This is a genomic window from Bradyrhizobium sp. USDA 3262, from assembly GCF_054060035.1.
The window spans coordinates 2,419,568-2,440,507 of sequence record NZ_JBSSCT010000001.1 but is presented as its reverse complement, the minus strand read 5'-3'; the positions used below and the strand labels follow the sequence as shown (position 1 = coordinate 2,440,507).

The window sequence follows — 20,940 nt, the reverse complement described above, 5'->3', positions numbered from 1 at the left end:
GTCATTGCGATCGAAGCGAAGCAATCCATCGTTCCGCATATGCGGGATCATGGATTGCTTCGTCGCTTCGCTCCTCGCAATGACGCGGCACACACATCTGCCGTCCCGTCATCTGAGGTGCGAGCGGAGCGAGCCTCGAAGGATGCACGGCCCGGGCCTTGTGGCCGTCGATCCTTCGAGACGCGCTACGCGCTCCTCAGGATGACGGTGTAGGAGCTGGCGCCCCGTGCGCTCAATTCACCGAATTGCTCACCACCACCTCGATCAACTTCGCACCGGGCCGGCTGAACGCCGACTTCATCACGCCTTTCAGCTCCTGCGGGTCGGTGACCTTGATCGCCTCGAGCCCGAGCGAGCGTGCGAGGGCGGTGAAATCGACCGGCGGATCGATGAAGTCCATGCCGACATAATTGTCATCGCCGTGGAAGGCGAGCAGGCGCTGCTTGATGATGCGGTAGCCGCCATTGTTGACGATGACGAAGTTGAGCGGCAGCTTGTGATTGGCTGCGGTCCACAGCGACTGGATCGAATACATCGACGAGCCGTCGCCGGAATAGCAAACCACCGGGCGCTGCGGATTGGCGAGGCTGACGCCGACCGCGGCCGGCAGGCCCCAGCCGATGCCGCCGGAGGCCAGCGCATGATAGCCGTAGCGGTCGCGATGCGGCCGCAAGCCAATGATCTGGCGCGACGAGGTCAGGCCTTCGTCGACCAGGATCGCGTTGTCGGGCATCGCCTCCACGACCTGCAGCGCGAGCCAGTCCGGATCGATCGGCGAGGTCTGGCTCGCCTTCGATATCTGCTCGACCAGCGCCTTGCGCTTCGCCGCCCAGTTCTTGGTCGACAACGCCGCGAGCCCCTGCCTGGCACGCGTCTCCAGCGCGCCGCCGCCGGCCTCCTTCAACGCAGGGACCAGCGCGCGCAGCGTTTCCTTGACGTCCGCCTTCACCGCGATCTCGGCGCCGTAGTTCCTGGCGAGGTCGCTGTCGACCAGCCCGACCTGCACGATCGAGAGCCCGTCCGGCAGCGGATCGACCTCGCTGTAAACGGACATCCGCAGCGGATCACCGCCGAGTGCGATCAACAGATCATGCGGCGCCAGCACGTCGCGCGCGACCTTCTGCAGCCGCGCGATCGCGCCCATGAAGCTCGGGCTTTCGGACAGGAAGTGCGAACCATAAGGCGTCGGCGATTGCCAGGCCGGGCAGCCCAGCGTCTCGGCAAGATCGGCCGCCTCGCGCAACGCATCGCTTTTGACGATCTCGTCGCCGACGACGATCACCGGTCGCTCCGCTTTCAGGATGCGCGCGGCCAGCGCCTTGAGCGACTCCTCCGACGGCCTCACCCGTGTGTCGATCCGGGTGGAGCGGCCGAGTTCGATGCCGGCTTCGGAATTGAGGATGTCGCCGGGCAGCGAGATGAACACCGGCCCGGTCGGCGGCGTGGTCGCGATCTTGGCGGCGCGGCGCACGATCCGCGGCAGGTCCTCGAGCCGCGTCACCTCGACCGCCCATTTCACCAGCGGCGTCGCCATCTGCACCAGCGGACCGTAGAGCACCGGTTCGGTCAGGCCATGGCCCTGTTCCTGCTGCCCGGCGGTCAGGATCAGCGGCGTGCCGGTGAAGCTGGCATTGTAGAGCGAGCCCATCGCGTTGCCGAGGCCAGGCGCGACATGGACGTTGCAGGCGACCAGCTTGCCGGAGGCGCGGCTAAAGCCGTCGGCCATCGCGACCACCAGACTCTCCTGCATCGCCATCACATAGGTGAGATCGGGATGATCCTTCAGTGCGTGCATGATCGGCAGTTCGGTGGTGCCGGGATTGCCGAACAGGTGGGTGACGCCCTCATCCTTCAGCAGTGCCAAAAATGCCGAGCGGCCGGTAATGCGATTTTTCATGTTCCCTCCAGGCCTGTCGGCGCGTTGGCCGACGGGGATCAAGGGAGATGACCAAACTTGCGCAGCTGGGGCAATCGAGCGAGCGGTCATGGCCGCATTCCGCAGGCGCGCGCCTGAGGTGAAACGCTCGCTAGAACATCCCCTCGCGCTCGCTGCGCTTCTTCTTTTTCGAGCGCTGCCACACCACGCCGGGATAGCCCTTCAGCGGCACCAGCGGCTCGCCGGTGTAGGCCCATTCCTGCAGTTCCTCGATCGCGATGTGATAGAGCGGCTGCCGGCCGGTGCGCCCCGAGAACAGCGCACGCGGGATGTTGACCATGTGCGGTGACCGCGCGCGCTCGTAGACGATCGGCGTGCCGCAATTGGCGCAGAAGCTGCGCGCCGTCTTGCTTTTCGCATCCTCGTAACGCGACAGCTCGCTTTCGCCTTGCGTGATACGGAAGCGCTTCTTCCAGCTGCCGACATAGGTCGCATAAACCGCACCATGGGCGCGGCGGCTGGCGGCGGTGTGATCATGCCAGGCCCAGCGCGCCGGCACGTCGATCTCGAACCGCACCTTGCCGCACAGGCACTGGCCGGCCGCGGGCTTCGCCAGCGCCACGGCTTTTGGTTTCTTGGTCGGCTCGAACTCGTCGTCCGGAAACATCGGGGTCTCCCATCAAGGCATTGCAGCCCGGACGAGCGAAGCGATATCCGGGCTACGAAGACCTACGCCTGCGCCAATTCGTCGTGCACCGGATAATCCGTGTAGCCCTTCTCCTCGCCGGCATAGAAGGTGGCGCGGTTGTACTTGGTCAGCGGATAGCCGCGCTGCAGCCGGCGCGGCAGGTCCGGGTTGGAGATGAAGTAGCGGCCGAACGCGATCGCATCGGCATGACCTTCGGCAACCGCGCTCGCGGCGGTTTCGCCGACGAAATTGCCGGCGGTGATCAGCACGCCGCTCCACATCGGACGGTACAGCACCATCGCGGACGGCACGTTCTGCCAGTCGACCTCGGCGCGGCCGGTGCCCGAGGCGCGCGGCTCGATGAAATGCAGATAGGCGAGCCCGAGCTTGTCCAGCGCCGTGATGGCGTGGCTGTAGAGCGGCATCGGGTCGGCCTCGCCGCTGCCATTGGCGATGCCGTAGGGCGAGAGCCGCACGCCGACGCGGCTCGCGCCCCAGACCTCGGTCACCGCCTGCGTCACCTCCATCAGGAAGCGGACGCGGTTCTCGATCGAGCCGCCATAGCGGTCGGTCCGCAGATTGCTGCGCGACTGCAGGAACTGCTCGATCAGATAGCCATTGGCGCCGTGGATCTCGACGCCGTCGAAGCCGGCGGCGAGCGCATTCTTCGCGCCCTGCCGGTAGGCCTCGACCATCAAGGCGACCTCGTCGGTCTCGAGCGCGCGCGGCGTCTCGTAGTCGACCACCTTGCCGTCCGCCGTCATGCACCTGAACTCGGAGGGGATCGCGACCGCCGACGGCGCCACCGGCAGCGCGCCGCTCGGCTGGAACGAGGAATGCGAGACGCGGCCGACGTGCCAGAGCTGCAGGAAGATGAGGCCGCCCCTGGCGTGCACGGCATCCACCACCTCGCGCCAGCCCGCGATCTGGGCCTCGCTGTAGATGCCGGGAACACCCGGATTGCCGAAGCCGGTGGCGACCACCGGCGAGGCTTCCGCGATCAGCAGGCCGCCGGGCGTGGCGCGCTGCGCATAATATTCCGCGTTCATCGGCCGCGGCGCGAGGCTCGGCCGCGCCGCCCGCATCCGCGTCAGCGGCGCCATCACGACGCGATGTTCGAGTTGGTAAGGACCGATCTTGAGCGGAGAAAACAGCGACGGAGGATTCATGCCTGCCCCAAATATTCTTATGTGGTTTCCGTTATAGTGTGGGCATGATCCGCCCAGAAAACCGGTTACCACTTTTCCGGATCATGCCCGTTATCTAACGGGTTCATCTTGTTCATGAAAGCGGGTAGTGGCAATCTGTTGCCACGAGAACAGGTCTCCCATGTCGAAATCGAGCGCCTCATCGCTCCCCTCCCTCAGCGTCCGCATCGACCTCGATGCCGAGGACCGGATCGGGCCGGGCAAGATCCTGCTGCTTGAGCGGATCAGGGAATGCGGCTCGATCTCCGCCGCCGGCCGCGCCATGGACATGAGCTACAAGCGCGCCTGGGACCTGGTCGACGAGATCAACCGCATCTGCCGGCAGGCGGCGGTGGAACGGCAGACCGGCGGCAAGAATGGCGGCGGCGCGGTGCTGACCCCGTTCGGCCTCTCTTTGGTGGCGCGCTACCGCAAGATCGAGCGCGACGCGGCAAGCGCCGTGCGCAAGGACCTCGAGGCGCTGCGCAGCGACATCGGCAGGCCGAAGAAGGCCGCCGGGCGGTAAACGCAGGAACTGGCGGCCGCAGCAAGGGGCGCTTACGAGAATATCGAAAACAACCCCATGCAAAGTAGCCCGCGGTGGCCGGCGTTCGACACGCAACTTGACGCGCCGGGCAAATCAGGGGTATTATTCTAATATTCCGAAATCATGCGGGCGTTGGGGTGAAGGGCTTCCCTTCTGCGAGCACGCCGAGCGTTGAGACCTGTACCCCCTCACCCGATTGCATCTGACGATGCAACATAGCCGAAGCTTAGATTCGGCGTCGATTTCATGGACGGCCGCCGAAGGCGGCCTATGCCTCTCCCCGCAGGCGGCAGGGCTATCGCATTTCGTGGCGGTGCCCTCGTGGCCATCCTTCGAGACGCCCGCCTTCGGCGGGCTCCTCAGGATGAGGTCTTGTTTTGCGGCACAATAGTGGACCCTCATGGTGAGGAGCGCCGCTTGCGGCGCGTCTCGAACCACGAGGCCAAGCCCTTGCGCGGTCGCCAAGGGGCAGATGCGATACCTCTCCCCGCAAGCGGGGAGAGGTAAGAAGCAAGCGCTAGCCGGTCTTGATCCAGACCGCCTTGACGTTGAGATATTCCTCGACGTGCTGCTTGCCGGACTCGCGGCCGTAGCCGCTCATCTTGTAGCCGCCGAACGGCACCGCCGGGTCCATCGCCTGGTAGCAATTGACCCAGACCGAGCCGGCGCGCAGCGCCTTGGCGACCTGGTGTGCCTTGCTGACATTGGTGGTCCAGACACCGGAGCCGAGACCGAAGGTTGTGGCGTTGGCGCGTTTGATCAGCTCGTCCGGATCCCTGAACGAGATCGCCGAGATCACCGGGCCAAAAATCTCCTCCTGCGCGATGCGCATGTTGTCCTGCACGTTGGCGAACACGGTCGGCTGCACGAAATAGCCCTTCGACAGCGCGCCCTCGGTGAGGCGGCCGCCGCCGGCAAGCGCCTTGGCGCCTTCCTTCTGGCCGATGTCGAGATAGCCCGACACCCGATCCATCTGCTGCTGCGACACCAGGGGACCGATCTGGGTGTTGGGATCGAGGCCGTTGCCGACCTGCAGCTTCTTGCCGAACTCGGCGACGCGGCCGACGAATTCGTCATAGACCTTCTGCTCGACGAACAGCCGCGTGCCGGCGCTGCAGATCTGGCCGGAATTGGCGAACACCGCCATCGCCGCACCCGGCACCGCGGCGTCGAGATCGGCGTCGGCGAACACGATGTCCGGCGATTTGCCGCCGAGCTCGAGCGAGACGCGCTTGAGGTTGCCCGCCGAGGCGCGGATGATCGACTGGCCGGTGACATGCGAACCGGTGAAGGCGACCTTGTCGACATCGGGATGCGAGGCGAGTGCGGCGCCCGCGGTCTCGCCATAGCCCGGCACGACGTTGACGACGCCGGGCGGAATCCCCGCCTCCATGCAGAGCTCGCCGATGCGCAGCGAGGTCAGCGGCGATTCCTCGGCCGGCTTCAGCACCACGGTGCAGCCGGTCGCGATCGCCGGGCCGATCTTCCAGATCGAGGCGGTCAGCGGCCCGTTCCAGGGAATGATGGCGCCGACCACGCCGATCGGCTCCTTCAGCGTGTAGGAGAAGATCTCGCCGGGCAGCGAGTTCTCGATGGTCTCGCCATGGATCGCGGTTGCCTGGCCGGCATAGTAGCGCAGCATGCCGAGCGCGCGCAGCCGGTTGCCGCGGGTCCGGCTGATCGGCGCGCCCATGTCGAGCGTGTCGAGCTGGGACAGTTCCTCGAAATTGGCTTCGACGAGTTCGGCGAGCTTGAGCAGCATGTTCTGCCGCTCGAACGGCTTCACCTTGCTCCAGGGCCCTTCGAACGCGCGGCGCGCCGCCGCGACCGCACGGTTGATGTCCTCGGCATCGCCCTCGGCGACCGACGCGAGCAATTCACCGGTGGCGGGATTGTGGGTCTCGAATTTCTTGCCGGAGGCGGCGTCGACCCATTTGCCGTCGATCAGCATCTTCTTGTAGGAGCCATCGGCATAAGGATGGCGCGTGATCGGAATAGCCTGCGAAACAGCCATGTTTGCACTCCCTGTCAAATTGTCGGCTGAGGTCTTTTGGAAGCGTTATATGCCGAATTCTACAGCGCAGACGCGAAACCGTAAAGCCGAGCCGGCGTTGATCAGGACGGCACGTACGAAAACCTCCCATGCGCCTGCGTGCATGGTACGTGCGGTATGCTCGATCACGGCCTCGTGGTTCGAGACGCGCGGCGTTGCCGCGCTCCTCACCATGAGGGTCTGATATAACACCTCATCCCCGCGCAAAGGCTTTGCCTTGTCGCTGGAGGAGCCGCGAAGCGGCGTCTCGAAGGATGAAGCCACCGAACTGCACTATACCCTCAGCCACATATGTGTCCGGAGACCACCCCATGCCCCACCCCGTGATATCAGCCAATCATGTTGCCGTGATCACCGGCGGCGCCTCCGGCATCGGACTTGCCGCCGCATTGCGGTTCGCGCAGGCCGGCATGAAGGTCTGCATCGCAGATCTCGGCGATGACCGGCTGAAGGCCGCTGCGACAAAACTGTCATCTGCAGCACCCGGCGGCGCTGATGACATCATGACAGCAGCGGTAGATGTCAGCCGCGCCGACGCGGTCGCAAGCCTGGAGGACACGGTCGCGAAAAAATTCGGCGGCACCGACATCCTGATGAACAATGCCGGCATCCAGCCCGGCAGCGCGATGTTCGGGCCCGCGGACAATTGGCAGCGCATCCTCGGCGTCAATCTGTGGGGCGTGATTAACGGCACGCAGGCGTTCGCGCCCAACATGATCAAGCGCGGCCGGCCGGGGCTGATCATCAACACCGGCTCCAAGCAGGGCATCACCACGCCGCCGGGCGATCCCGCCTACAACGTCTCCAAGGCCGGCGTGAAGGCATTCACCGAGGCGCTGCAGCACGAGCTGCGCAACACCGACGGCTGCGAGATCACGGCGCATCTCTTGATCCCGGGCTTTGTCTTCACCGGGCTGACCGCCCGCGGCCGCACCGAGAAGCCGGCCGGCGCCTGGACGGCGGAGCAGACCGTCGACTTCATGATCGAACGCCTCGAGGCCGGCGACTTCTACATCCTCTGCCCCGATAACGACGTGCCGCGCGCGCTCGACGAGCGCCGCATCCTGTGGGCCGCCGGCGATATCGTAGAGAACCGCCCGCCGCTGTCGCGCTGGCATCCGGATTACGGCGACGCGTTCGCCGCGTTCGTGAAGGGGAAGTAAGCCGCGGGGAATCGTAGGATGGGTAGAGCAAAGCGAAACCCATCATCTCTCCCGCGGCCAGCTATTTGATGGGTATCGCTTCGCTCCACCCATCCTACGCGGCTATTTATCCCGTCACCCTGAGGAGCGCGAAGCGCGTCTCGAAGGGTCGACGGCCCGACTAGGGCCGATTCATCCTTCGAGACGCCGCTTCGCGGCTCCTCAGGATGACGGTGATAGTCCGGAGCGTGGGTTGGCCGAGCGTAACCCACCTCTTCTCCCGCCGCGGCACAAATGGTGGGTTACGCCTTCGGCTAACCCACCCTACGAAGCTACGATCTTAATTCGCCCGCACCTGCACCCTTGTCGCCGGCTGCGCCACCAGCGCCTCGCCGAGCTCGCTCTGCTGGGCGCGCGGGATCGAGAAGCAGACGCTGAAGCCGTCCGACGTCTTCAGCGTCATCATGCCCTGCGCCGGATCGGTCGACTGTTCGATCACCCAGGAATCCAGCGGATAGGCGTAGCGCAAGGTCTGGTCGCCGAAGCGGGTCTGCAGCGCCTTGCTGATCAGCCCGGGCAAGGTCATGACCAGCGCGCCGACCTGGTTGATCGACAGGCGGATGGTTGCGGGCTCGCCCTTGCCGTCCACGAACCCCAGCGAAATGGCGCAGCCGTCGGACGCGACTTCGCAGGTGGTGAGCTCCTGGGTTTCGATCTGCATGCCGGCACTCCGGATCATCGTTATATTCAATTCAATATATCGCGAAGACGATCAGCGTCCAGCCCTTAAAAGTATAGCCGCGGCGGCTACCGGCAGAGGCGCGCGCGGCATTAGAATCCATTGAAGCCCGCGGCGCCCCGATTGACGCCGGGCGGGCAACCGCGAATAAATCAGCGCAAAGCTCAGGCTGATTTTTCTTCACGATTTTCCAGAGAATTCATTCGGTTCGGCAGTGCCGCGCGCGTGCCCTGAATGGCCGTGGCGTCCACGCCGCAGCCGTGATATACACATGAATATAGCGAGGTCCGCGAAGGACCCGTTTGACCAGGGAGAGCAAGGCCAATGAGTGATTACAAGCTTCTCATCGACGGCAAGATGGTACCCGGCGACCAGACCATGCCGGTGCTCAATCCGGCGACCGAAGAGGTGGTGGCGCAATGCCCGCGCGCCTCCAGGGAACAGCTCGACAAGGCCGTCGCCGCCGCGAAGGCCGCCTACCCGGCCTGGGCCGCCACGCCGATCGAGGAGCGTCGCAAGCTGATCATCAAGATGGCCGAGGTGATCGAGACCAACGCCAACGAGCTCGCGCATATCCTGACCAGCGAACAGGGCAAGCCGCTCGCCGACGCCACCGGCGAGGTGATGGGCATGGCCGGCTTCTTCCGGTATCTCGGCTCGCTCGAATTGCCGATGCGCGTGATCGAGAATTCCGGCGACCGCAAGGTCGAGGCCTATCGCCGCCCGCTCGGCGTGGTCGGCGCGATCATTCCCTGGAACTATCCGCTTCTGATCCTGGCGTTCAAGCTGCCGTCGGCGCTGCTCGCCGGCAACACGCTGGTGGTGAAGCCCGCGCCCACCACGCCGCTGGCCTCGCTGCGCTTTGCCGAGCTGGTCAAGGACATCCTGCCGAAGGGCGTGCTCAACTTCATCGCCGACGCCAACGATCTCGGCGACCATATGACCAAGCACCCTGACATCCGCAAGATCTCCTTCACCGGCTCGTCGGCCACCGGCCAGAAGGTGATGGCGAGCGCATCGCAGACCTTGAAGCGGATCACGCTCGAGCTCGGCGGCAACGACGCCGGCATCGTGCTCGACGACGTCGATCCGAAGAAGGTCGCGCCCGGGATATTCGAGGGCGCGTTCCAGAACTCCGGGCAGGTCTGCCTCGCCATCAAGCGGCTCTACGTGCATGAATCCGTCTATGACGAGATATGCAACGAGCTGGTCGCGATCGCCAAGAACACCGTGGTCGACGACGGCTCAAAGCAGGGCACGAAGCTCGGGCCGCTGCAGAACAAGATGCAGTACGAGAAGGTGAAGGCGTTCCTCGACGACGCCCGCAAGAACGGCAACGTGATCGCCGGCGGTGCCGCGATGGACCGCCCCGGCTATTTCATCGAGCCGACCATCGTGCGCGACATCAAGGAAGGCTCCAAGCTGGTCGACGAGGAGCAGTTCGGTCCGGTGCTGCCTGTGATCAAATATTCCGACAAGGATGACGTGATCCGCCGCGCCAATGCCACCACCTACGGCCTCGGCGCGTCGGTCTGGTCGTCCGACATAAAGCGTGCGCATGAGATCGCGACCCGGATCGAGGCCGGCACGGTGTGGATCAACAAGCATCTCGACATGGCCCCGAACATTCCGTTCGGCGGCGCCAAGCAGTCGGGCATCGGCACCGAATTCGCCGAGGAAGGCCTCGCCGAATTCACCCAGCTGCAGATCATCAACGGCCCGCCGGCCGCCTGATCCGCAAATCCTGCGGCCGCGACGCCTTGGCTCCCCTTGGCGCCGCGGTTGCCTCCCTCCTCCACAACGAACAGAGCCCGTCATGTTCGACGCCGAATGCGACCTCGCCGCCCTGGTCTATGACGCCAATGACGATCCCGACGCCGTCCTGCGCGATTTCGCCGGCGATCTGAGAGCACACGGCGCGCGCGTCGTCGGCATGGTGCAATCAGGCCAATGCGCCGATTCCAGCCTGTCGGCCGTGCTGGTGCATAGCGGCGAGACGCTGCTGCTGGCGCAGCCGCCGAGCCAAAGTCCTACGAGTCCTGGCGCCACCGGCTGCAAGCTCGATCTGTCACGGCTGCAGGCCGCCGGCATCCGCGTCGCCGATGCGCTCGCTGACGGCGCCGATCTCGTCATCATCAACCGCTTCGGCAAGCGGGAGCGCGACGGCAAGGGGCTTGGCTTCCTGATCGAGCGCGCGCTCGGCGCCGACATTCCCGTCGTGATCGCGGTGTCGCGCGCGAGCTTTGCGGACTGGATCAAGTTCGCGGGCGGGATGAGCGTGAAGCTCGCCTGCGACCGTCACGCGCTCGATGCCTGGTGGCGCAGCGTCTCGCTGCGGGCCGCGGCCCGGACCGCACCGGATCACACCACGGTCTGCGAGGCGTTCAAGTAAAGGGGCTTCGTAGGATGGGTGGAGCGCAGCGATACCCATCATCTCGCCGCGCGGATGCAATTGATGGGTATCGCTTGGCTCCACCCATCCTACGCGACTGCGCACTATCACCGTCATCCTGAGGAGCGCGCACTTGCGCGCGTCTCGAAGGATGCACGGCCCGGTCGGTGGCCGTCGATCCTTCGAGACGCCGCTTCGCGGCTCCTCAGGATGACGGGACAAATAGAATCGTAGGATGGGCAGCTAACCCACGCTACGGACCACGGCCCGGCTCAGAGCGTCTCCTGCTTGTGGTCGCAATTCTTGCAGGTGAACTTGACGCGGGACTGGCCCTTTTCCGCCTGCACCCGGTTCGGCGCACCGCATTTGCCGCAAACGGCCTCGATCCGGGTCGTGCCCTGCTTGATGACCAAGTTCCGCTTTTCCATGGTCTCGCGGATGAGGCGTTCAGCCTCCTCGCGCAGCGATTGCTTCGACATCATCTCCACCGGTCGTTGGTTAGCGGGCGGCGTCATAGCACGACCGCGTGAAGTTTTGACAGCGGGGATTGCAGCTTAATTTTCAGACAATGAGCCGGTCAACCGGCAACCGGAAATGCCGCGGTTTGATCGGTTTTGATGGCCGGCCGATGCGGAACACGTTGACGAGGCGCAGATCGGCGCCAATTTTGCCGAGCTTTCGCAGCCGGTCGTTGAAATCAGGATGATCTGATAGCGCCGAGATCGGGCACGCCGCGAAACCGGCGCGATCGATCTCCAGCCAGGCGCGGTAGAAATGTCGTCCGGTCGTGAGTGGATCCTCACCGACGGGACGGCAAAACAGCACGATCGCCGATGCCGACGCGGTCTTGGCGCCGTCGGCAAGCAACGACGCGGCGAGGCCGAGACGATCGAGCGGCTTGAACAGGGTGCCGAGCACGTAGCGCGCGGCGGCGGCCTCGACCGCATTCATGGCGAGCGCATCACGGTTGAGCCCGTCGAGCAGATAGTGCGGATGGCCGGGCGACAGCCGCATCCATGCAAGCAGCTCAGCCCGGTAGTCGTCACCGCGGACAAAGGAGAATTCGGCCCGGTCGGCCCAGCCGGCGATATCGGCAATCGCCCCGCGATCGCCAATGCAGATCACATCGTCGCGCGCGGCGGCCAGCTGCGCGAGCGCCGCCGCATCGTCAGCCGACGCCACGAACTTGCCGCGCCACGACATGCGGCGTGCCACGAGGTCCGCCAGCGGATCGGGCTCGGCTCCTTGCCTGATCGCAAAAGAGCAGAGCAGGGAGAGTTGCGGCGACAGCGGCTGCTCGATCGTGGTCATGCCCGTGATTGCGAAGCCACGGCGGTTAAGCGCGAGGCTCATACCCTCCAGCGCCGCGCCGTGCGACACCCGAACGTCATGCCCCGCGGGGTCGGCGACCGGCGCGCGCACACCGGTCGCGTCGACCAGCGCCAGCCGCCCATCGTCGAGCAAGCGCCAGCGCGTCGGCTGGATGTTGTGGACGCTCGGCGCCAGCCGCGCCTCCGCGACCACCTCGCGCAGCAAATCCGGCGTCAGCTCGCTCATGCCGCGGCCAGCCGCTTGGTGAACAGATGCAGCCGATGCAGCGGCGTTGCGCCGACCTTCTCGACCTGGCGCAGCGAGGGACCGTTGATATCGGCGATCCAGGTGCCGCCCAGCGTGCGGTAGCCGGCCTCCTGCAACGCCAGCGCGGTGCGGTAGAGCATCGCGCCGTTGAGGCCGCGATTGTGCAGGTCGCGGCAGACCGACTGATAGATCAGCACCGCGCGCCTGTTCATCACGCGGTGCTGCACGAATTTGACCGGCGCTGACAGCCCGACCCGGCCGCCGATCGCCTTGATCAGCGGATTGAGGTCGGGGATCGCGATGATCGCGCCGGCGGGGCGGCCGCGGTGATAGACCACGGTCGAAATCCGCTTGTCGATGATCCACATCATGTCGCCCGCCTGGAACAGATATTCGGCGGCGGTCGGCGGCACGAACATCGGATTGTCGGCAAAGCCGTCATTGAGGATCAGCCGCGCATCCTCCAGCCGCACCTTGAAGGCGGAACGCTTGATCGGCTGCCAGACGAAATCCGGGTCAGTGAGCACCGCGCGCTGCTTGTCGCCGAGCAGTTGCTCCGGCTTGCCGCCGTCGAGCGCGATCTCGAACGTCGTCATCGGGAAGGTCGCGGCGTAGCCGGCGCGTTCGAGATGCTTTGCGATGTGCGGCGGCGACCACATCATGTCGGTGAACGGCGCATGGTCGAACCCGTCGGTCATCACGCCGATCTGCTGCATGGCCGTCAGATTGAAATTGCCGGCGACGCGGCTCATGCCGCGCGCCGACAGCCATTGCTCGGCGGCGTGCAGCAGCGCATCGGCCACCTCGACCTCGTCGATGCAATCGAAGAAGCCGAATGCGCCGTGGCGGGTGCCGTGCTTGCGGTTGGACGCATCGTGGATCGAGGCGGCAATGCGGCCGACCGGCCGCCCATCGCGATGCGCGGAGAACAGCGCATAGCGGCCGTGGCCTTCGGTGACGAACGGGTTCTTCGCCGGATCGAACATCCGGTCGAAATCGCTCCACAGCGGCGGCACGTAGAGGCTGTCGCGCCCATAGGCATTGAGCGCGGCGTCGAATGCCGCCCTGCGGTCGCCCTCGCGGATCTCTGATGTCATTTGGCCTCCGGGGTCAACGCCAGCAGCCGACGTACCAGCGCCAGCGCGGTTTCAGTGGCGGGATCGGCCGCGGTGACGGGCACCGCGAGCACGATCAGGTCGAGCGGATCATGTCCGAGCACGATGACATGGGAGGCGTTGTTGGCCGAGATCAGCGACACCATGCGCTCGGCCGCGGGATCGGTCGGCGCCAGCCCCCATGGCGCGTCGGACCGCCGCAGCACGCGCCGCGTCGACAGGAAGTCGTGCAGCAGCGGCGGATCGTAGGGCGCGAGCTCGTTCTCGCGGAAGCGCCGCGCGCTTTCGAAGATCGGATGCCGCGCCAGCTCGGCGATCAACTGCTCGCGGGTCTGCGCCGGCGATGCCGCGACCGAATTGAGCACGCCCGGCTCCTGCGATTCGAACAGCGCCCGCAGCGCGTCCGTCATCAGACCGATGGTCAGCACGCCGGCGATCGCAACCGCGACGAAACGGACCATCTGCGCGGCGTCGACGTCGGGCGCCATGAAGGCAGCGGCGAGGCCCAAGAGGCCCGACGAGATCAGCCGCAGCGCCATCATCGCAAGGCCGTGCCGGCGCGTCTCGGCGCCGCCGCCGGCAATCAGCATCACGGTCACGGTGAGCAGAGCGCCCAGCGCGCCGAGCCGCACAGGGATATCAGGAAACAGCGTGCGGAAATCGGTGAGGATGAACGGGATCACGACCAGCGCGCCGACCGCCATACGGCCGATGCTGCGGTTTTCCGAGGCCATCAGCGCGGCGCGATCCCGCGTCGCCAGCAGGAACGCGCAAGTGGCGAAGCCCAAGAGCTGGAACAGCGCCAGCGCGATCGCGTAAGGCATCGCCAGCCGTTGCAGCCCGAACAGACCACCAAGACCGAGCAGGATGCCGCCCGCGAGCGCCGCGATCTTGACCGGGCGCGGCGCGTGGCGCCGCAAAATGCCTTCGGTGACGATCAGGGCGCCGAGCGGGACCAGCGAGGCCGGGATCACCGAGAGGCGGTCGAGCAGGCGGCTTCCGGTCGACCAGGCAAGGCCGCGGTCGAGGAACAGGATCGCGATCACGCCGAGCGCGAGGAGCAGGCGGCGCGTCAACGGGCTCCTTGGATCGCGCCGGTAGAACGTCATCATCGCCACGGCAAGCCCGATGGCGCCGCACAGATTGACGATGGAATCGGCGATCACCCCGGAGGTCATTTGCTGCCAGTCAGTTCATCGATCGCCCGCCGCACCAGCGGACGCATCAGGGCGGCAACGAGCGCATTGCGCGGCTTCTCGATCGCGGGCCGATGCGGGTTGAGAAACCAGCCGCGGCAATCGGTGCCGGAGGTGCGGCCCAGGATCAGCGCGACCGCCTCGTAGGCCATCAGCATGCCGGTCGAGATCACCATCGGCGCGAACGACATCCGGCTGCGGCGACCGGCGGCGACTTCGCCCGCAATGGCGAGGTCGACATAGTTGCGCGACGAGGAGTGCAGCATCACGTGCTCGATCTCGGCGCGCATCGCGGCGCGGCGGTCGTCCTCGGTGATATCGGTCCAGTCCTTGCCAAGGGTCGGGAAGCCGAGGCGCTGCTCGGGCCGCGGATCGTGCGGGCGCACCACGATCACCGACGGCAGCGGCGACATGTAGGCGTCGATCACGGTTGCATCGGCGTGCTTCGCGGTCCGGTACAGATGAACGCCGGCAGCGATATCGTCCATGCCGTTGACGATGACCGGGCACTGCGCGGCGATCGCGGCGAGCTCGCTGGTCCAGTTCTCGCCAAGCACCTCGATCTCGATGGTCGGATTGATGCGCCTCGCCGCTTCGGCGGCGACCGCCGCCTTCTCTCGCCCGACCTCGTCGGCGAAAGCGAACACCTGGCGGTTGAGGTTGGAAACCTCAAAGCGGTCGATGTCGGCGATCACGAATTTGCCGACGCCGGCGCGCGCCAGCGCCATGAAGGCCGCGCCGCCCATGCCGCCGACGCCGCAGACGAACACCCGCGCCTGACGCAGCAGCTGCTGCTCGTGCTCGTCGATGAAGCCGATATTGCGGCCGGTGAAGGAGTAGTAGTCGAAATTCATCGCGCGGCCCCGCTATCCTGCTTGCGCGGACGCAGCGTGCCGAAGGCGCGGCTGTCGTCCATCCAGTAGACCACCGGCAGCACCAGCCGCTGCAGCGCCAGCATCGCGGACGCCGCGAGCAGCGACGGCAGCGAGCCCGAGGGCACCTCGCTCATGAGATAGCGGCGCGCGCCGGCAAGATCGACGCGGCCGATCTGCAGCACGTCGTCGCCGCGGCCGTAGTCCAGCTCGCGCTCGCAAAACTCGTTGTAGACGGCATCGCGGTGCTTCGGCGCGATCTCGAAGGTCTTCTTCAGCGCGTCCGAGCCGCCGGTATAGGCGTTGGTGATGACCGAGCGCGCCTCGTCGAACCCGGCCTCCTCGCCGACGCCGAACACCGCGCGATGCCTTGCCATGATGCCGCGCGCCAGCTGCAGATGCGCAAAGCTCTGGCGCGCGCCCGGCAACGGGGACGGAAACACGTCCGAGAATGTATCGCTGACCATGCCGACCACCGCGGGCACCTGGGTGACGTTGGAGATCCATTTCGGCCGCAGCCCGTCGCGGGCGAACAGCACCAGCGCGGTCAGGCCGTAGAGCACCCAGGACAGCCCCTGCCCGCGCACATCGGGATCGACCATGACGAGGCCGAGATGGGTGACCTCGGCCGGCTCGCCGTCGAGCGGCACGTCCATCACCGACAGCGCGTTGAAGGCGATCGGCCGCCCGGTGTCTTCCTCCGAGATCAGCGTGACGATGGCGCGCGACAGCCGCTCGGGTTCACCGGAGAAGATGCCATAGGTCAGGCTCTCCTCGGGCAGCGTCTTGGCGGCAACGATACGCAGCTGCTCGACCAGCGCGTCGAGCTCGTCCCTCGGCAGCGACAGGCCCGGGGATTCGACGACGCGGGTGCGTTGGCCGGCCTGGGTGCGCAGGCTGAGATCGATGGTCGGCTGCGACAGCGCCTTCAGCCAGAAGCCGCCATGGCTGCGCAGACCGTCAAAGGCGGCGCGCGCTCTGCCGAGACTCTTGGCAAGGCTCTTGCCGCCGCGCGAAGCCGGCGTGGGATTGTCCGTGGACGCCATTTCTCTGTCCCTCGGGCGCGATCTCTGCACTCGCCCCTGTTAAGGAGCCATGAGCGCAACCTGACGCTGTTTGCCGCAGGGTAAACAAGGCCTTCCGGAAACGAAACAAGTTGGCCGTAAGAGCTGGCGACTCATCCACCGTCATTGCGAGGAGCAAAGCGACGAAGCAATCCATCGATCCGCATACGCGGAGGAATGGATTGCTTCGCTCCGCTCGCAATGACAACGGGAGGCAGCTTCCGCCACCCAAGGCAAAAGCGGCGAGTGCGAAACACCCGCCGCTTCCTGTCGGCCGCCTTCTCACCCTGCCTTGGAGACTTCCATCAGCAGGCGCTCGGCCTTGGCGTCCTCGATGCGGTTCACGAACTTGCTGCTCTCGTAATTGTCGCGCACCGTCTTGGTCAGCGTGACGCAGGTCTGGATCAGCATCACGATGCCCATCGTCAGATAGCCCTTCATCCAGAGGTCGATCGGCAGGAAGAACACGCCGATGGCGACGAGGAAGGCGGAAGCCGCGAAGGACGCGTAGGTGAAGGTAACCCAGCTGCCGCTGTGGGGTTGGATGGTCTGGTTCATGGCAATCTCCTTGATGTTGCGAAATTTGACGAAGGATCAATTTCAGGCTTGAGGTTTCAGGCTGCGTTCGGGCGCTTGGCTTTCAGCCGCGCCAGCACGTCGTCGGCGGTCGATTTCATGCGCGGGCCAAAACCCTGCTCGGCGAGCTTCTCGGCGGTGACTGATGGTCCCGCGGCGGCGTCGATCTCGATCAACGCCTCGTCGGCGGCCTGGATCTCCATCTGCCGCTCGCGCAGCCGCTTCAGCGTCGCCTCGGCTTCCGGCAGCGTCGACTCGTAGGGGCGGGCTGCCTCGATGCCGCTCCGGCGCAGTGAACGCACCGCTTCCGAAGCGCGGGCCAGCCGCCGGCCGCGGTCGAGCTCGGCGATCCGCGCCTCGGCGTTGCCGACATGGCGCTTCAGCCGGGTGATCTCGGAGGCGAACAGCGCGCGTGCGGTCATCGCGGCATCGCGCTCGGCTTCGAGATTGGCGATCGCCTGCGCGGCTTCGCGGGCGAGATCTTCCCGGCCGCCCTCGAGTGCCGCCGACGCGCGCACCTCGAGATCGGCGATCCGGGCGTTGGTGGCGTCGAGCCGTCGGCCCTCCTGCTGGTCGCCGGCGATGGCCAGCGCCAGGGTCCGCTTCGAGCGGTCGACGGCGGCGGCGGCATCGCGCATCTGCTGGTCGAGGATGACCAGCGCGGTCCGGTCTTGCAGTTCCTCCTCCGCTGCTGCCACGCTGCCGCGGAAAAGAGTGAAAACAGTTTTGAACATTTCATCGCTCCCTGTTATGAGCATCGCTCATGAATCTCTTGTACCACATAATGAGCAACGCTCAAGAATTATTTGAGCATCGCTCAAAGTTGTGGTTAACGAAGGATCAAAGATGTCCAAGGCATTGGAACGACGTGCAAAACTGCGGGAAGCGCTGATCGAGGCGGCGGAACGGGCGATTGCGGCAAAGGGTCTCGGTGGCCTGAAAACCCGCGAACTGGCCCAGGAAATCGGCGTCGCCAATGGCGGCGTCTACAATCTGGTCGAGGATGTCGACGAGCTGATCCTGCGCGTCGGCTCGCGCACGCTGGCGCGGCTCGATGCGTCGCTGTCGCTGGCCGAGATCGGCGGGGCTGCGGCGCCGCGCGAGATGCTGGTGCGGATCGCGGTCGCCTATTGCGACTTCGCCGCCGACAATCTCGAACTGTGGCGCGCGCTGTTCGAGCATCGCATGCAGCCCGGCAAGCCGGTGCCGGAATGGGCGATCACCGAGCAGATGGAATTGTTCCGCCACATCTACAAGCCGCTCGCCGCGCTGTTTCCGCAGCGTTCGCCGGCGCAACTCGGCGTCACCGCGCGCAGCCTGTTCTCCGCCGTGCATGGCATGGTCGCGCTCGGGCTGGAGCACAAGCTGATCGCGGTGCCGATCGGCGCATTGCGCAGCGAGATCGCCACGTTGACGCGCGCGATGGTCGACGGGCTGACGGCGAAGAAGGATTAGGACGTGTGGCCCCGCACGACGTCCCCGCCAATGCGGTCAAGCAAAGGTGCCGCAGAGCACCGTGAATTGCAGCCGTTGCCCCAGGGGGACGCAGCGGCCGAGGTCAGAAAGGGAGAAAACCGCTTGCGGAATGACCGAACCGTAGCCATATACCACAGATGGAGTTTCGGCCGAACGACTTGGCCTCGCCGCTGATAGCGTGCCTGACTGACGACCCTCACCCCCTAAACTTCGAATTCGCCTGCTGCGCTCGTGAGTGCGGCTCCAAACACGCATCTATAGGACGATTTTCCATGAGCATGGGAACTGTGAAGTGGTTCAACAGCCAGAAGGGTTTCGGCTTCATTCAGCCGGACCAGGGAGGCCAGGACGTTTTCGTTCATATCAGCGCAGTCGAACGCGCCGGCATGAGCACCCTCAACGAGGGACAGAAGGTCTCTTTTGAGATCGTTGCAGACCGCCGGACCGGCAAATCTGCTGCGGACAATCTGCGCGCGGTGTAAGCTGCGACAATCGGCCATGCTGCTTTGACCACGGATGAACTGGCAAAGCCTCTGGTTACGCGACCCCGCGACTGGTCACCCGGCCGCGGGGTTCTCTTTGTCAACACCGCGCGCGATGCCCGCCAGGATCAGGACTTGAACCGTCCGCCTGCGAAACGGCCTGCGCATTGAAGCAGCCGAGGTCGCGAGCGTGTCCACCAATATCGATCCAGCTCCGCAGCACGACGACATCATGTACCCGCAGGTCCTCCCGTTCCTGTTGGTGCACGCAGGATGTCTGGCGGCGGTCTGGACGGGCGTCTCATGGCCGGCGATTGCAATTTGCGTCGCTCTGTACTGGCTGCGCATGTTTGCGATCACGGCCGGGTATCATCGCTACTTCTCGCATCGGGCTTACTCAACAAGCCGGGCGTTTCAATTCATCCTTGCATTCCTCGCCCAAAGCAGCGCCCAGAAAAGCGTCCTTTGGTGGGCCGCGAAACATCGACATCACCATCTTCATTCGGATACGGGGCAGGATGTGCATTCACCGGGGCATAAGGGCTTCGTGTACAGTCATCTCGGCTGGATCTTTTATCGACAGCACGATGCAACGGATCTGACGAAAGTTGCGGATTTCGCCTCGTATCCGGAGTTGATGTGGCTGCACAGATTGGAGGTCTTGCCGGCGATCGTGGTCGCAGGTCTGTGCTTCCTCATCGCCGGATGGCCCGGGCTCGTGGTCGGTTTCTTCTGGAGCACCGTGCTGCTGTATCACGCCACGTTTTGCATCAACTCCCTCGCGCATGTTCACGGGCGCAAGCGGTATGTTACGGGCGATGACTCCCGCAACAATTGGCTGCTGGCTCTGTTTACGATGGGTGAGGGTTGGCACAACAATCATCACGCCTACCAAAGCAGTGCGCGGCAAGGCTTCCGGTGGTGGGAGATTGACGTGACCTATTATGTCTTGGTGGCCTTGTCCTGGCTCGGTATTGTCTGGGATCTGAAGGCGCCGCCCATGCAGGTCCTCCGCAACGAGCAGCGCTTGGGATCGCGCGTGATCAAGCGAACGGCTGAGCAGCTCGCTGGTCGCTTCAATCCCGAATACATCGCGCTGGCTATCAAATCGTCGGTCCACGAAACCGGACTGTCGGTGCGGGAAGCGCTTGCTCTGTTGCAGCATCGTGCCGACTTGCATCTGCCCAGCATACCAACGCGTGACCGGTTGTTGGCTGAAGCCCAGGCCATGTTCGCGAAGACGAGTTCGTTGGACGACATTGTCGACCGTGCACATGAACTCCTGGTGGAATCGGTTTGCCTCCTGCTCGCCGTTCCACCTCCGCTGGCTGGCGCAAACCCGAAACCTCAAGCGAGCCAGCGGTAGTATTTTGCCTCTGGCCTTTTCGCAACCTCACGGCTCCATCGTGTAGGCGCGCCCGGGTTCGAGCGCGTAGATCGTCAGGAAGCGCAGCGGCCGCTCCGGATCGCGATTGCGAAACAGCGTGTGCGGAACGTCGGGTCGATCCTGCAAGGTCTCGCCTGCCCGATACTGGCGCGGCGCCTCGTCGCCATAGGCGGACTCGGCAACGCCTTCGACGATGAAGACCACGCCGCCAACGGGGTGGCGGTGCAGCGGAGCGACGCCGCCGGGCGGATAGGTCACCTCGGCAACGACAAGCTCGCGATCATCGCCGGGCAAAGCGAGACGCTCAAGGGTCTTGCGGGTGACGCCGGCAAATCCGGCTGGTTGAGCGTTTGCCTGACCGTCGTTGCTTTCAGCCATTGGAACCCTTCCCTGTCGCGCGCGCCTTTGCCCCGATCGGATCAAGGCTGCGATGACTATGGGGACGCTTCAGCGACGCAACAAGCGCCCAGGCATTTCAACACATGTCGCGCGGGCGAGGCGAAGCCCTTGCCACCCCTGCCCCCACGTTGCAGGATTCCTGCGCCGAGAACCTTCAGCAGTGGGCCTTGC

The 20,940-nt window shown here is 65.2% G+C and carries 21 protein-coding genes; 7 read left to right on the top strand and 14 right to left on the bottom strand.

What is annotated here, in order from left to right; genetic code table 11:
- Positions 1–232 precede the first annotated feature (232 nt).
- The 3 genes from ACVWYP_RS11365 to ACVWYP_RS11355 form a co-directional block, all read right to left on the bottom strand.
- A complete protein-coding gene (locus ACVWYP_RS11365) occupies positions 233–1,897 on the bottom strand; it encodes a thiamine pyrophosphate-binding protein (protein ID WP_304498691.1) in 1,665 nt (554 codons plus the stop codon).
- 130 nt (positions 1,898–2,027) lie between these two features.
- On the bottom strand, positions 2,028–2,543 hold the full coding sequence (locus tag ACVWYP_RS11360) for a GFA family protein (RefSeq protein WP_304498690.1): 516 nt from the start codon (positions 2,541–2,543) through the stop codon (positions 2,028–2,030).
- Between the two features lie 62 nt (positions 2,544–2,605).
- Positions 2,606–3,733, bottom strand: a complete 1,128-nt coding sequence (locus tag ACVWYP_RS11355) for an alkene reductase (protein WP_304498689.1) — start codon at positions 3,731–3,733, stop codon at positions 2,606–2,608.
- 160 nt (positions 3,734–3,893) lie between these two features.
- On the opposite strand from ACVWYP_RS11355, the gene ACVWYP_RS11350 reads away from it, so the two are divergent.
- Positions 3,894–4,277 (top strand): winged helix-turn-helix domain-containing protein, encoded by a 384-nt coding sequence (locus tag ACVWYP_RS11350; protein WP_304498688.1) that lies wholly within the window; start codon positions 3,894–3,896, stop codon positions 4,275–4,277.
- A gap of 538 nt (positions 4,278–4,815) precedes the next feature.
- On the opposite strand, the gene ACVWYP_RS11345 is transcribed toward ACVWYP_RS11350, so the two are convergent.
- Complete coding sequence (locus ACVWYP_RS11345; protein ID WP_304498687.1) at positions 4,816–6,312, bottom strand: aldehyde dehydrogenase family protein; 1,497 nt, start codon at positions 6,310–6,312, stop codon at positions 4,816–4,818.
- A 350-nt stretch (positions 6,313–6,662) separates the two neighbouring features.
- Here ACVWYP_RS11345 and ACVWYP_RS11340 point away from each other — a divergent pair, with 350 nt between their 5' ends.
- Complete coding sequence (locus ACVWYP_RS11340; RefSeq protein WP_304498686.1) at positions 6,663–7,514, top strand: SDR family NAD(P)-dependent oxidoreductase; 852 nt, start codon at positions 6,663–6,665, stop codon at positions 7,512–7,514.
- Positions 7,515–7,833: 319 nt separating this feature from the next.
- On the opposite strand, the gene ACVWYP_RS11335 is transcribed toward ACVWYP_RS11340, so the two are convergent.
- Entirely contained in the window at positions 7,834–8,214 is a 381-nt protein-coding gene (locus ACVWYP_RS11335) for a hypothetical protein (protein WP_304498685.1), read from the bottom strand.
- Between the two features lie 342 nt (positions 8,215–8,556).
- Here ACVWYP_RS11335 and ACVWYP_RS11330 point away from each other — a divergent pair, with 342 nt between their 5' ends.
- Together ACVWYP_RS11330 and ACVWYP_RS11325 are read left to right on the top strand one after the other, a co-directional pair.
- Positions 8,557–9,966: an aldehyde dehydrogenase family protein gene (locus ACVWYP_RS11330; protein WP_304498684.1), complete on the top strand. Its 1,410-nt coding sequence runs from the start codon at positions 8,557–8,559 to the stop codon at positions 9,964–9,966.
- Between the two features lie 82 nt (positions 9,967–10,048).
- Positions 10,049–10,624: a DUF2478 domain-containing protein gene (locus tag ACVWYP_RS11325; RefSeq protein ID WP_304498683.1), complete on the top strand. Its 576-nt coding sequence runs from the start codon at positions 10,049–10,051 to the stop codon at positions 10,622–10,624.
- A 272-nt stretch (positions 10,625–10,896) separates the two neighbouring features.
- Here the strand turns inward: ACVWYP_RS11325 and ACVWYP_RS11320 are convergent, their stop codons facing one another.
- The 8 genes from ACVWYP_RS11320 to ACVWYP_RS11285 form a co-directional block, all read right to left on the bottom strand.
- Entirely contained in the window at positions 10,897–11,103 is a 207-nt protein-coding gene (locus ACVWYP_RS11320; RefSeq protein ID WP_024581255.1) for a hypothetical protein, read from the bottom strand.
- Positions 11,104–11,185: 82 nt separating this feature from the next.
- Complete coding sequence (locus ACVWYP_RS11315) at positions 11,186–12,181, bottom strand: hypothetical protein (RefSeq protein WP_304498682.1); 996 nt, start codon at positions 12,179–12,181, stop codon at positions 11,186–11,188.
- On the bottom strand, positions 12,178–13,299 hold the full coding sequence (locus ACVWYP_RS11310; RefSeq protein ID WP_304498681.1) for a GNAT family N-acetyltransferase: 1,122 nt from the start codon (positions 13,297–13,299) through the stop codon (positions 12,178–12,180). Before ACVWYP_RS11310 ends, ACVWYP_RS11315 begins: the two co-directional genes overlap by 4 nt.
- Complete coding sequence (locus ACVWYP_RS11305; RefSeq protein ID WP_456684104.1) at positions 13,296–14,495, bottom strand: hypothetical protein; 1,200 nt, start codon at positions 14,493–14,495, stop codon at positions 13,296–13,298. The genes ACVWYP_RS11310 and ACVWYP_RS11305 overlap by 4 nt, the downstream gene beginning before the upstream one ends.
- Complete coding sequence (locus ACVWYP_RS11300) at positions 14,492–15,367, bottom strand: HesA/MoeB/ThiF family protein (RefSeq protein WP_304498680.1); 876 nt, start codon at positions 15,365–15,367, stop codon at positions 14,492–14,494. Before ACVWYP_RS11300 ends, ACVWYP_RS11305 begins: the two co-directional genes overlap by 4 nt.
- A complete protein-coding gene (locus tag ACVWYP_RS11295; RefSeq protein ID WP_304498679.1) occupies positions 15,364–16,431 on the bottom strand; it encodes a hypothetical protein in 1,068 nt (355 codons plus the stop codon). The genes ACVWYP_RS11300 and ACVWYP_RS11295 overlap by 4 nt, the downstream gene beginning before the upstream one ends.
- Before the next feature lie 300 nt (positions 16,432–16,731).
- Positions 16,732–17,007 (bottom strand): YiaA/YiaB family inner membrane protein, encoded by a 276-nt coding sequence (locus ACVWYP_RS11290; protein WP_028341289.1) that lies wholly within the window; start codon positions 17,005–17,007, stop codon positions 16,732–16,734.
- 56 nt (positions 17,008–17,063) lie between these two features.
- Positions 17,064–17,759 (bottom strand): PspA/IM30 family protein, encoded by a 696-nt coding sequence (locus ACVWYP_RS11285; RefSeq protein WP_304498678.1) that lies wholly within the window; start codon positions 17,757–17,759, stop codon positions 17,064–17,066.
- A 112-nt stretch (positions 17,760–17,871) separates the two neighbouring features.
- On the opposite strand from ACVWYP_RS11285, the gene ACVWYP_RS11280 reads away from it, so the two are divergent.
- The 3 genes from ACVWYP_RS11280 to ACVWYP_RS11270 all read left to right on the top strand — a co-directional run bounded on the left by ACVWYP_RS11280 (position 17,872) and on the right by ACVWYP_RS11270 (position 20,349).
- On the top strand, positions 17,872–18,480 hold the full coding sequence (locus ACVWYP_RS11280) for a TetR/AcrR family transcriptional regulator (RefSeq protein ID WP_028341291.1): 609 nt from the start codon (positions 17,872–17,874) through the stop codon (positions 18,478–18,480).
- 293 nt (positions 18,481–18,773) lie between these two features.
- Positions 18,774–18,983: a cold-shock protein gene (locus ACVWYP_RS11275; RefSeq protein WP_028341292.1), complete on the top strand. Its 210-nt coding sequence runs from the start codon at positions 18,774–18,776 to the stop codon at positions 18,981–18,983.
- A 232-nt stretch (positions 18,984–19,215) separates the two neighbouring features.
- Positions 19,216–20,349 carry an acyl-CoA desaturase gene (locus tag ACVWYP_RS11270; protein WP_304500219.1) on the top strand — a complete coding sequence of 378 codons (1,134 nt, stop codon included), beginning with the start codon at positions 19,216–19,218 and terminating at the stop codon, positions 20,347–20,349.
- A gap of 27 nt (positions 20,350–20,376) precedes the next feature.
- Here the strand turns inward: ACVWYP_RS11270 and ACVWYP_RS11265 are convergent, their stop codons facing one another.
- Positions 20,377–20,748, bottom strand: a complete 372-nt coding sequence (locus ACVWYP_RS11265; RefSeq protein ID WP_304498677.1) for a cupin domain-containing protein — start codon at positions 20,746–20,748, stop codon at positions 20,377–20,379.
- Positions 20,749–20,940: the final 192 nt, after the last annotated feature.

Coding starts and splice junctions, on each gene's coding strand:
- ACVWYP_RS11365 (WP_304498691.1), bottom strand. CDS start 1,897: ATGAAAAATCGCATTACCGGCCGCTCGGCATTTTTGGCACTGCTGAAG.
- ACVWYP_RS11360 (WP_304498690.1), bottom strand. CDS start 2,543: ATGTTTCCGGACGACGAGTTCGAGCCGACCAAGAAACCAAAAGCCGTG.
- ACVWYP_RS11355 (WP_304498689.1), bottom strand. CDS start 3,733: ATGAATCCTCCGTCGCTGTTTTCTCCGCTCAAGATCGGTCCTTACCAA.
- ACVWYP_RS11350 (WP_304498688.1), top strand. CDS start 3,894: ATGTCGAAATCGAGCGCCTCATCGCTCCCCTCCCTCAGCGTCCGCATC.
- ACVWYP_RS11345 (WP_304498687.1), bottom strand. CDS start 6,312: ATGGCTGTTTCGCAGGCTATTCCGATCACGCGCCATCCTTATGCCGAT.
- ACVWYP_RS11340 (WP_304498686.1), top strand. CDS start 6,663: ATGCCCCACCCCGTGATATCAGCCAATCATGTTGCCGTGATCACCGGC.
- ACVWYP_RS11335 (WP_304498685.1), bottom strand. CDS start 8,214: ATGCAGATCGAAACCCAGGAGCTCACCACCTGCGAAGTCGCGTCCGAC.
- ACVWYP_RS11330 (WP_304498684.1), top strand. CDS start 8,557: ATGAGTGATTACAAGCTTCTCATCGACGGCAAGATGGTACCCGGCGAC.
- ACVWYP_RS11325 (WP_304498683.1), top strand. CDS start 10,049: ATGTTCGACGCCGAATGCGACCTCGCCGCCCTGGTCTATGACGCCAAT.
- ACVWYP_RS11320 (WP_024581255.1), bottom strand. CDS start 11,103: ATGTCGAAGCAATCGCTGCGCGAGGAGGCTGAACGCCTCATCCGCGAG.
- ACVWYP_RS11315 (WP_304498682.1), bottom strand. CDS start 12,181: ATGAGCGAGCTGACGCCGGATTTGCTGCGCGAGGTGGTCGCGGAGGCG.
- ACVWYP_RS11310 (WP_304498681.1), bottom strand. CDS start 13,299: ATGACATCAGAGATCCGCGAGGGCGACCGCAGGGCGGCATTCGACGCC.
- ACVWYP_RS11305 (WP_456684104.1), bottom strand. CDS start 14,495: ATGACCTCCGGGGTGATCGCCGATTCCATCGTCAATCTGTGCGGCGCC.
- ACVWYP_RS11300 (WP_304498680.1), bottom strand. CDS start 15,367: ATGAATTTCGACTACTACTCCTTCACCGGCCGCAATATCGGCTTCATC.
- ACVWYP_RS11295 (WP_304498679.1), bottom strand. CDS start 16,431: ATGGCGTCCACGGACAATCCCACGCCGGCTTCGCGCGGCGGCAAGAGC.
- ACVWYP_RS11290 (WP_028341289.1), bottom strand. CDS start 17,007: ATGAACCAGACCATCCAACCCCACAGCGGCAGCTGGGTTACCTTCACC.
- ACVWYP_RS11285 (WP_304498678.1), bottom strand. CDS start 17,759: ATGTTCAAAACTGTTTTCACTCTTTTCCGCGGCAGCGTGGCAGCAGCG.
- ACVWYP_RS11280 (WP_028341291.1), top strand. CDS start 17,872: ATGTCCAAGGCATTGGAACGACGTGCAAAACTGCGGGAAGCGCTGATC.
- ACVWYP_RS11275 (WP_028341292.1), top strand. CDS start 18,774: ATGAGCATGGGAACTGTGAAGTGGTTCAACAGCCAGAAGGGTTTCGGC.
- ACVWYP_RS11270 (WP_304500219.1), top strand. CDS start 19,216: ATGTACCCGCAGGTCCTCCCGTTCCTGTTGGTGCACGCAGGATGTCTG.
- ACVWYP_RS11265 (WP_304498677.1), bottom strand. CDS start 20,748: ATGGCTGAAAGCAACGACGGTCAGGCAAACGCTCAACCAGCCGGATTT.